The organism is Pseudomonas sp. CM25 (assembly GCF_013179705.1).
GTDB lineage: Bacteria > Pseudomonadota > Gammaproteobacteria > Pseudomonadales > Pseudomonadaceae > Aquipseudomonas.
On sequence record NZ_JABMCW010000225.1, the window covers coordinates 1 to 9,292 of the forward strand.

The 9,292-nt window shown below is 63.3% G+C and carries 8 protein-coding genes and 1 pseudogene; 8 read left to right on the forward strand and 1 reads right to left on the reverse strand.

The window, feature by feature from the left end; genetic code table 11:
* Window positions 1–451: transglycosylase domain-containing protein (locus HP546_RS20580; RefSeq protein ID WP_172228881.1), on the reverse strand; the 451-nt coding region annotated here is incomplete at its 3' end.
* Window positions 452–632: 181 nt separating this feature from the next.
* Here HP546_RS20580 and pilM point away from each other — a divergent pair.
* From pilM to gltB, 8 genes and pseudogenes are all read left to right on the forward strand, one after another.
* Window positions 633–1,514, forward strand: coding sequence for a pilus assembly protein PilM (gene pilM / locus HP546_RS20585; RefSeq protein WP_172228883.1), 882 nt, complete (start codon window positions 633–635; stop codon window positions 1,512–1,514).
* Window positions 1,511–2,047 (forward strand): PilN domain-containing protein, encoded by a 537-nt coding sequence (locus HP546_RS20590; protein WP_172228885.1) that lies wholly within the window; start codon window positions 1,511–1,513, stop codon window positions 2,045–2,047. The genes pilM and HP546_RS20590 overlap by 4 nt, the downstream gene beginning before the upstream one ends.
* Before the next feature lie 11 nt (window positions 2,048–2,058).
* Window positions 2,059–3,054 (forward strand): pilus assembly protein PilP, encoded by a 996-nt coding sequence (locus HP546_RS20595; protein WP_172228895.1) that lies wholly within the window; start codon window positions 2,059–2,061, stop codon window positions 3,052–3,054.
* On the forward strand, window positions 2,984–4,252 hold the full coding sequence (locus HP546_RS20600) for a type IV pilus secretin PilQ (RefSeq protein WP_172228887.1): 1,269 nt from the start codon (window positions 2,984–2,986) through the stop codon (window positions 4,250–4,252). The genes HP546_RS20595 and HP546_RS20600 overlap by 71 nt, the downstream gene beginning before the upstream one ends.
* Window positions 4,253–4,256: 4 nt before the next feature.
* Window positions 4,257–4,775: a shikimate kinase AroK gene (aroK, locus tag HP546_RS20605; RefSeq protein ID WP_172228889.1), complete on the forward strand. Its 519-nt coding sequence runs from the start codon at window positions 4,257–4,259 to the stop codon at window positions 4,773–4,775.
* An 89-nt stretch (window positions 4,776–4,864) separates the two neighbouring features.
* Entirely contained in the window at window positions 4,865–5,962 is a 1,098-nt protein-coding gene (gene aroB, locus HP546_RS20610) for a 3-dehydroquinate synthase (protein WP_172228891.1), read from the forward strand.
* Between the two features lie 15 nt (window positions 5,963–5,977).
* Window positions 5,978–7,573 (forward strand): SPOR domain-containing protein, encoded by a 1,596-nt coding sequence (locus HP546_RS20615; RefSeq protein ID WP_172228893.1) that lies wholly within the window; start codon window positions 5,978–5,980, stop codon window positions 7,571–7,573.
* Window positions 7,574–7,947: 374 nt separating this feature from the next.
* Window positions 7,948–9,292 (forward strand): annotated as a pseudogene (gltB, locus tag HP546_RS20620) (glutamate synthase large subunit); the annotation flags it as partial.

A 9,292-nucleotide genomic window follows, 5' to 3' on the forward strand; every position in this document is an offset into this window, starting at 1 on the left:
CGATCTGCAGGGCCAGCAGAATTTCGTTGGTCTTGCGCGAGAAGCTGCGTTCGCTGGTCAGGAAGAAGTTCTTGGCCACCTGCATGGTGATGGTGCTGCCGCCGGTCTGGATGTGCCCGGTCTTTACCAGCTGGGTCGCGGCGCGCATCAGGCTGCTGGGGTCTACGCCATAGTGGTTGAGGAAATTGTCGTCCTCGGCTGACAGCAGTGCCTGAATGAATTGTGGGGGGATTTCCGCGAAGCGGATCGGCGAGCGGCGCATTTCGCCAAATTCGGCGATCAGTTTGCCATCGCTGCTGTACACCCTGAGGGGGATCTGCAACTGGATGCTTCTGAGGGACTCGACCGAGGGCAGGCTGGGGCTAAGATACAGAAACGCACCGCTCACACCGAGTACGAGCGCGCAGATGACTGCGACGGAAGACCACCAGAAGAACTTCAGCAGACGTATCAAGGCTTTTCGGTGTCCAGGTTGGGAGTGGATTGCACGCAGGTCCAGCGGACCAGAAAACGCTGGGCATTATAAGCATTTTTTCGCCTCTCCGGGTTACCGGCCAGGCTGCCCGTCGCCTCGATGGGCAGCCTCGGCCCAGTGTTGCCGCGGGGTCGCACCGCACAGCAAGGAGGCCGCAGTGCTAGGACGCTTTGGCAAGGATGCCGGTTCACTCGTGGGGTTGGAAATTGCCTCCGACGCCGTTCGGATACTGCAAGTGCAGCAGCGCAACCGGCGCTGGCGGGTAGTGGGTTCGGCACAAGAGCCGCTCCATTCGCCGCTTGGCGATGATTGGCGGGGCGAGTCCGGGCTGGTGGTCGCTGCATTGCAGCGTGCCTACCGGCGCAGCGGTGTCAGGCAGCGCCGGGTAGCGCTGGCGCTGTCCGCCAACCAGGTCATCTGCAAGCTGTGTCATCTGCCCGGGGAGCGGGATGGGGCAGAGATGGAGGTGCAGCTGCTGGCCGACGCTGAACGGCTGTTTCCGTTTCCGCTGGAAGACCTGGCCCTGGACTTTCAGGCGCTGGGGCCATCCCGCGTGCAGCCAGGTTGCCTCGAGGTGATGGTCGCGGCCTGTCGGCAGAGTGCGTTGGCGTCGCTCGCAACGGTGGTTGAAGAGGCCGGCCTGGAGTTGGCGGCCGTTGAAGTCGACAACATTGCCCTTTCTCGCATGTTGCCACAGGGCTGTATGGAGGGATCGGCGCTGCTGCGTCTCGAAACGCGTAGCGTCACCCTTTATGGCTGGCAGCCGGGCAAGGCCTTTCTGCGCGTTGAATTGCCACAGGATGAGTTGCGCGCAAGCGGGCAGCTGCCAGAGCATTTGCAGGCACTGTTTGCCGAAGCGTATCTGCCTGCGCGGCTTTGGGTTGCCAGCAGCGCACTGATCGATCCCGGTTGGCTGCAGGGCCTGAGCGAGCAGCTTGAGCTGCCATGTCGGCAGCTGCCCGGTCTGGCGGGTCTTGAGCAAGTTGATGGCTCGATGCTGCTGGCTGGCGCCCTCTCGGTTGGAGGGTGGCAGCCATGATGCGGCTGAACCTTCTGCCCTGGCGCGAGCGGCAACGCCAGGCGGCGTTGCGGCGTTTTCGCAGGCAGCTGGTCGCTGCTGCACTATTGGGCTTGTGCGCCGTGATGCTGGTCGACCAGCTTGCCCGTGTGCGAGGGCAGCAACAGGCGCTGGTCAATACACACCACCAGGCAGGCCTCGGGATGTTGGGCGAGCAGTTGCAGCCGCTGGCCGATATCCGTGCGCAACATGCGGCGCTGCTCGTCAGCGTGGCCAAGCTGGAGGGCTTGCGCAGCGGTCAGGGGCTCCTGGCCAGCGTGTTTGTCGACCTCGAGGGAGCGCTGCCAGTGGGGGTGCAACTGCTCGATCTGAGCCTGGAAAACGGCCGCCTGCACATGACCGGCCTGGCCCCGTCCGCTGCCGTTGTCGCACAGTTCATGCGCGATCTTGGCCGCTCGAGTGTATTGATCGATCTGGAACTCAAGCGCATCAAGAGCCTGGCGGGGGGCGATGAATTTCTGCTGTCTGCGCGTGTTTCGGCGTTCTGGTCGTGACCGCAGCACGGATGCTCGCCTGGCTGGCGGTTGCACAGGGCTCCCGCCGGCTCAGGCGGCTGGCACCCGTGCTGGTGGCCGTGCTGCTGTTCAGTCTGGGTTGCGCGATCCGCCTGCCGTCGCTTTTGCAGCAACAGGCTCGGGAGCATGCCAGGTACGCCGCACTGGACCAGCAACAGGCTGCCAGCAGCGCGCAGCTGGCGGAACTGGAGCACCTCCAGGCTGCTGTGGCAGATGCCGAGCGGCGGCTGCGTGAGGCGCACTGGCACTTGGCCGCAGGCGAGAGCATGAGCGATCTGCTGGACCGCCTGGCGGCGTCGGGCCGTGCGCAGGGCTTGCTCATCGAGCGACTTGAGGTGCATGAAGACCAGCAGCAGGCTGGTTTTCGCAGAGTGCCGCTGGAGTTGCAGGTGGTGGGGCGTTATGCCGCTTTGCGAGTGTGGCTGGACGACTGGTTGAGCCAGACGCGCATACTGCGCAGCGGTGACATGCGCCTGGAGGCTGCCGATGATCAGCCTGGGTTGTTGCGGCTTCGGTTACAGGTCGATGCCTATCACGCATCGGCACCTATGCCCGCTGTTGGCCTACTTGCGCAGTTGCCTGCCGTGGCCGCATCGCCAGCGCCTGCGCTTGACCCATTTGCGCCCAAGGCTATGCAAATGGCTAGCAGTGGGCTGGCCAGCGTGCCCCTTGGGCAACTGGAAATGGTCGGCAGCCTGTCACGTGGGGCCGCGCACGAAGCGCTGCTGATGGCGGCTGGCAGGCTTTATCGCGTGCGCCAGGGAGATCGCCTCGGGCGCGACCTGGGGGTGGTGACGCAGGTCGACCCGCGTCATGTCGAAGTACGTGAACGGCTGTTCCTGGCAGGGCTGTGGCACGAGCGCACAGCGTTCGTCAGCCTCGCAAGGCGCCTGGGCAAGGAGGCCCCGGATCAGGATGAAAATAGTGAAGAAATGGGCACTGGCGGCGTTGCTGCCTATCCCGCTGGTGTCGGCGACGCCTTATAAGGGTGAGCCGATGTCGTTGAACTTCCAGGACGTGGAAGTGCGTGCGGTGCTGCAGGTGCTGGCCGACTACGCCGGCGTCAACCTGGTTGCCAGCGATTCGGTGCAGGGCAGTGTCACCCTGCGTTTGCAGGATGTGCCATGGGACCAGGCCCTTGACCTGGTGCTGCGCAGCAAAGGCCTCGCCCGGCGCCAGGACGGCAATGTGCTGTTGGTCGCGCCTGTGGGGGAGTTTGCCGGCCAATCGTCAGATAGCCGTGTGGGGCAGTCATTGGATGCGCAAGTGCAGCCGCTGCGCCGAGAACTGCTGCCCATCTATCACGCCAAGGCCGCTGAACTGGCCGATTTGCTGATGGCGAGCCTTGCGGATGACGGCATTCTTGCGGGGCGTGGCAGCCTGAGTGTCGATGAGCGCACCAATACCCTGGTTGCGCACCAGCCAGCCGACCGCCTTGCCGAGATACGGCAGTTGGTGCAGCAGCTGGACGTGCCGGTCCGTCAGGTGGCGATCGAGGCGCGTATCGTCGAGGCCAGCGTCGATTATGAGAAGAGCCTGGGAGTGCGCTGGGGCGGGCCGTTGTACGGGGAAAATATCCGGCCGGGCAAGGAGCTGTTCGTCGACCTCGGAGTAGAACGCGCCGGCAGCAGCATTGGCCTGGGCCTGCTGCGCGGGGGCGTGCTGCTCGACCTTGAGCTCAGTGCCATGGAAAAAAGCGGCAACGGCGAAATCATTTCGCAGCCCAAGGTGGTCACGGCCGACAAGGAAACGGCCAGGATCATCAAGGGCACCGAAGTGCCGTACCAGGAGACCACCCATAGCGGCGCTACGTCGGTGACGTTTCGCGAAGCTTCACTGTCGCTGGAGGTCACCCCGCAGATCACCCCGGACAACAAGGTGATCATGACCGTGAGGGTGACCAAGGACGAGCCGGATTACGTCAATGCCTTGAACAACGTTCCGCCGATCCGCAAGAACGAGGTCAACGCCAAGGTTCGTGTGGCCGACGGCGAGACGATCGTTATTGGCGGGGTGTATTCGACTTCGCAAAACAATGTGGTCGACAAGGTGCCATTTTTCGGTGATCTGCCGTATGTTGGGCGGCTGTTTCGACGCGATGCATTACAAGAGAAAAAATCCGAGCTGCTGGTCTTCCTGACTCCGCGTATCATGAGTGACCAGGCGATTGCTGTGAGTCGTTGATTCTGTGCGAAATTTGATACTTGTGGGGCCCATGGGCGCTGGTAAAAGCACCATCGGACGCCTTTTGGCCAAAGAGCTGCGCCTGCTGTTCAAGGATTCCGACAAGGAAATCGAACTGCGATGCGGCGCCAACATCCCGTGGATTTTCGACAAGGAAGGAGAGCCCGGTTTCCGTGATCGCGAGCAGGCGATGATCGCTGAATTGTGCGAACTTGACGGCGTGGTGCTGGCCACCGGTGGCGGCGCGGTAATGCGCGAAGCCAACCGCCAGGCACTGCGCCAGGGTGGCCGGGTAATCTACCTGCATGCCTCGGTGGAACAACAGGTTGGCCGTACCGCGCGCGACCGTAATCGCCCGCTGCTGCGCACTGCCAACCCCGAAGCAACCTTGCGTGCCCTGCTGGCAGCCCGTGACCCGCTCTATCGCGAGATCGCCGACCTGGTAGTAGAAACCGACGAGCGGCCGCCACGCATGGTGGTGATCGATATTCTCGAGCGCTTGCAGCAGTTGCCGCCCCGTTAAGCCGGGACTATTCTCGGCGACCAGCGCCGAGGCGAGGTTCAACGTTACCGCGCGGGTCGCCCCCGCGCCCAAGTACATTGTGGGGATACATGCAGACACTTAAGGTCGACCTGGGCGAGCGTAGCTACCCGATCTACATTGGCGAAGGCCTGCTGGACCAGCCCGAGTTGCTGGCGCCGCACATTGCCGGGCGGCAGGTGGCGATTGTTTCCAATGTGACCGTCGCGCCGTTGTATCTCGAACGCCTGAGCAAGACCCTGGGTGCCTACTCGGTGCTGCCGGTGGTATTGCCCGACGGCGAAGCCCACAAGAACTGGGAAACCCTGCAGCTGATCTTCGACGGCCTGCTGACTGCCCGGCATGACCGGCGCACCACCGTGGTCGCCCTGGGCGGCGGCGTGATCGGTGACATGGCCGGCTTCGCCGCGGCCTGCTACCAGCGCGGCGTCGACTTCATCCAGGTGCCGACCACCCTGCTGTCCCAGGTCGACTCCTCGGTGGGCGGCAAGACCGGTATCAACCACCCGCTGGGCAAGAACATGGTCGGCGCGTTCTATCAGCCCAATGCAGTGCTGATCGACACCACCAGCCTCAAGACCCTGCCGGCCCGCGAGTTGTCTGCAGGCCTGGCCGAAGTGATCAAGTACGGCCTGATCTGCGACCAGTCGTTCCTCGCCTGGCTCGAAGACAACATGCAGGCCCTGCGCGCCCTCGACCAGAAAGCCCTGACCGAAGCCATCCGCCGCTCCTGCGAGGCCAAGGCTGCAGTGGTCGGTGCCGACGAGCGCGAAGCCGGCGTGCGAGCCACGCTGAACCTGGGGCATACCTTCGGGCATGCCATCGAGACTCACATGGGCTACGGCGTCTGGCTGCACGGTGAAGCCGTGGCGGCCGGCACGGTAATGGCCCTGGAAATGTCCATGCGCCTCGGCTGGATCAGCCAGGCCGAACGTGATCGCGGTATCCGCCTGTTGCAGAACGCAGATTTGCCGGTGGTGCCACCACAGGAAATGACACCGGCGCATTTCATGGAACACATGGCGGTCGACAAGAAGGTGCTCGACGGGCGTCTGCGTCTGGTGCTGTTGCGCCAGGTGGGGGAAGCCGTGGTGACCGACGACTATCCGAAAGAGATTCTACAGGCCACGCTGTCGGCGGATTACCGCGCGATCGTGGCCCAGCTTTGAGGTTGTGACAGCGCAATGACCAGTTTGCATGCCGATGAGGCCTTTCTCGACCATTACCAGTTGAGCCACGATCCGTTCGCGCCGCGTGTGCCCGGCTTCAAGTTTTTCCCGGCCCAGCGCAAGCCCGTGCTCGGGCAGCTGCACCACCTGGCACGCTACAGCCAGTTGATGCTGGTGGTCACCGGCCCGCTGGGCAGCGGCAAGTCGCTGCTGCGCCAGGCCCTGGTGGCCAGCACCAACAAGCAGGCCGTGCAGAGTGTGGTGGTGTCCGCCCGTAGTGCCAGCGATGCCGGCAGCGTGCTTGCGCAGGTCGCGCAGGAGCTGGATGTGGCCCAGGCTGAAATGCAGGCGATCCTGTCCAAGGTCGTGCAGCTGGCGTTGACCGGGCAGGAAGTGTATTTGCTGGTGGACGATGCGGAACAACTCGACGAGTCGGCACTCCAAGCGTTGCTGGAGTTGGCAGCGGGCGTGCCAGAAGGGCGCCCGCACGTATTCCTGTTCGGTGAGCCCTCACTGATTGCCGGGTTGGACGAACTCAATGTCGAGGAAGAACGTTTCCACATCATCGAGCTTGCCCCCTACAGTGAAGAAGAGACCCGCGAGTACCTGGAACAGCGCCTGGAAGGGGCTGGCCGGGGCATCGAGGTGTTCAGCCGTGAACAGATCGTCGATATCCATGAAAACTCCGACGGCTGGCCTGGCAACATCAACCAGGTCGCCCGTGACACTTTGATCGAAGCCATGATCGCCAGCCGCTCGACGGCCAAGCGACCATCCATGGGGTTCAAGATGCCTAAAAAACATGTGCTCGCACTGTCCGCTGTGGTTGTGGTCGCCGTTGCGGCTGCGGTATTGATGCCCAAGAAAGGCGACAAGCCACCTGCCGAAGCGCCCGCCCAGGCCCAGCTGCCGCTCGGCGAAGGCAAGCCTGGCGCTGCCATCGAATTCTCCGGCTCGTCCCAGCCGACGCCCCTGCCGCTGGGGGGCCAGTCGCAACCGGTGATGCGCGAACCGTTGGCCCAGGCCGCAGGCATGGGTGAGGGTGAAGAAGGCAGCCCGGCTGGCGATACGGCCCTGCAGCCTGGCAACCCGCCGCCGACCGTTACCACCATCGCACCGCCTCAAGGTGTACCAGCCGGCCCGGCGCCTGCGCCTGCGCAGCCGATTGCCACGGCCCCTGCCCAGCCACGTCCGGTTGCGCCTGCGCCAAAACCGGTCGCAACCCAGCCTGCCAAGCCGGTTGCGCCTGCCAAGCCTGCGCCAGCGCCGGCCCAGGTCGCAGCTGCCAAGCCTGCCGAGAAACCAGCGGCCACTGGCAGCGCTGGCGGTGGTTGGTACTCCGGGCAAAAACCAGGCAACTACGTGGTGCAAATCCTGGGTACCAGCTCCGAGGCTTCGGCCCAGGCGTTCGTCAAGGCCCAGGGTGGCGACTATCGCTACTTCAAGAAAAACCTGCAGGGCAAGCCCCTGTACGTCGTCACTTACGGCAGCTTCGCCAACCGTGACGCTGCGGTTGCGGCAATCAAGAACTTGCCAGCGAAGGTCCAGGCTGGTAAACCTTGGCCACGTACCGTCGCCAGCGTCCAACAAGAGCTGGCCTCGGCCCGCTGATACCTGCCGGGCGGCAACACCCCGCCGCCCAGTTGCTGAGCGATAACTGACTTTTCGTCTAGCCTGCTGCGCCTGAGCGCGGCAGGCTTTTCTGTCCCGGACTGCCGGCCACAAGCCCCTAGTTGCAGTCATGGCTGAAACGCTTCAGACTCCGGCCAAGCCGTTATCACGGCGCATGGCGCAAAAACATTCAAAATTGCGACATAAATTTTCAATGGTGAGACATGAAAATTTGTGGGCATCGCTGTCGCTGTGCAACAATGGTTTTCCATGACCACCGCAAAAAAGCTGGCGTTTGATCGGCGTGGATGGTAAGTGGTTGTTAAAAAAGAGATTTACCTCCGTTGAGAGGTGAACCTGGTGAGAATGTGTCTATGAAAACAGGTCTGTACCATCCCGAAGAATTCAAGGACAACTGTGGTTTTGGCCTGATCGCCCATATGACGGGCGAACCGAGCCACCACCTTCTGCAAACCGCCATGCAGGCCCTGACTTGCATGACCCACCGCGGCGGTATCAACGCCGACGGCAAGACCGGTGACGGTTGCGGTCTGCTGATGCAGAAGCCCGATCAATTCCTGCGTGCCGTGGCCCAGGAACACTTCGCCGTCGAGCTGCCAAAGCAGTACGCCGTCGGCATGGTGTTCTTCAACCAGGACCCGGTCAAAGCCGAAGCTGCCCGCGCCAACATGGACCGCGAAATCCTCGCGGCCGGCCTGAAGCTGGTCGGCTGGCGCAAGGTGCCGATCGACACCAGCGTGCTCGGCCGTCTGGCCCTGGAGCGCCTGCCGCAGATCGAGCAGGTGTTCATCGGCGGTGAAGGCCTGAGCGACCAGGAATTCGCCATCAAGCTGTTCAGTGCGCGTCGCCGTTCTTCCGTGGCCAACGCCCACGACGCCGACCATTACATCTGCAGCTTCTCGCACAAGACCATCATCTACAAAGGCCTGATGATGCCGCGCGATCTCGCGGCGTTTTACCCTGACCTGGATGACCCGCGCCTGCAGACCGCGATCTGCGTGTTCCACCAGCGCTTCTCCACCAATACCTTGCCGAAATGGCCGCTGGCGCAGCCGTTCCGCTTTCTCGCCCACAACGGCGAGATCAACACCATTACCGGCAACCGCAACTGGGCCATGGCCCGTCGCACCAAGTTCGCCAACGACCAGATCCCCGACCTCGAAGAGCTCGGCCCGCTGGTCAACCGCGTCGGTTCCGACTCCTCCAGCATGGACAACATGCTCGAGCTGATGGTCACCGGCGGCATCGACCTGTTCCGCGGCGTGCGCATGCTGGTACCGCCAGCCTGGCAGAACGTCGAGACCATGGACGCCGACCTGCGCGCCTTCTACGAATACAACTCCATGCACATGGAACCGTGGGATGGCCCGGCCGGTATCGTCATGACCGAAGGCCGCCACGCGGTGTGCCTGCTCGACCGCAACGGCCTGCGCCCGGCGCGCTGGGTGACTACCACCAATGGCTACATCACCATCGCCTCGGAAATCGGCGTATGGGGTTACCAGCCCGAGGACGTTCTGGCCAAAGGCCGTGTGGGCCCGGGCCAGATCCTTGCCGTGGACACCGAAACCGGGCAAATTCTCGACACCGACGCCATCGACAACCGCCTGAAGTCGCGCCACCCGTACAAACGCTGGCTGCGTCAGCACGCCACGCGCATCCAGGCGACGCTGACCGATGACCAAGGCGCGGCCAGCT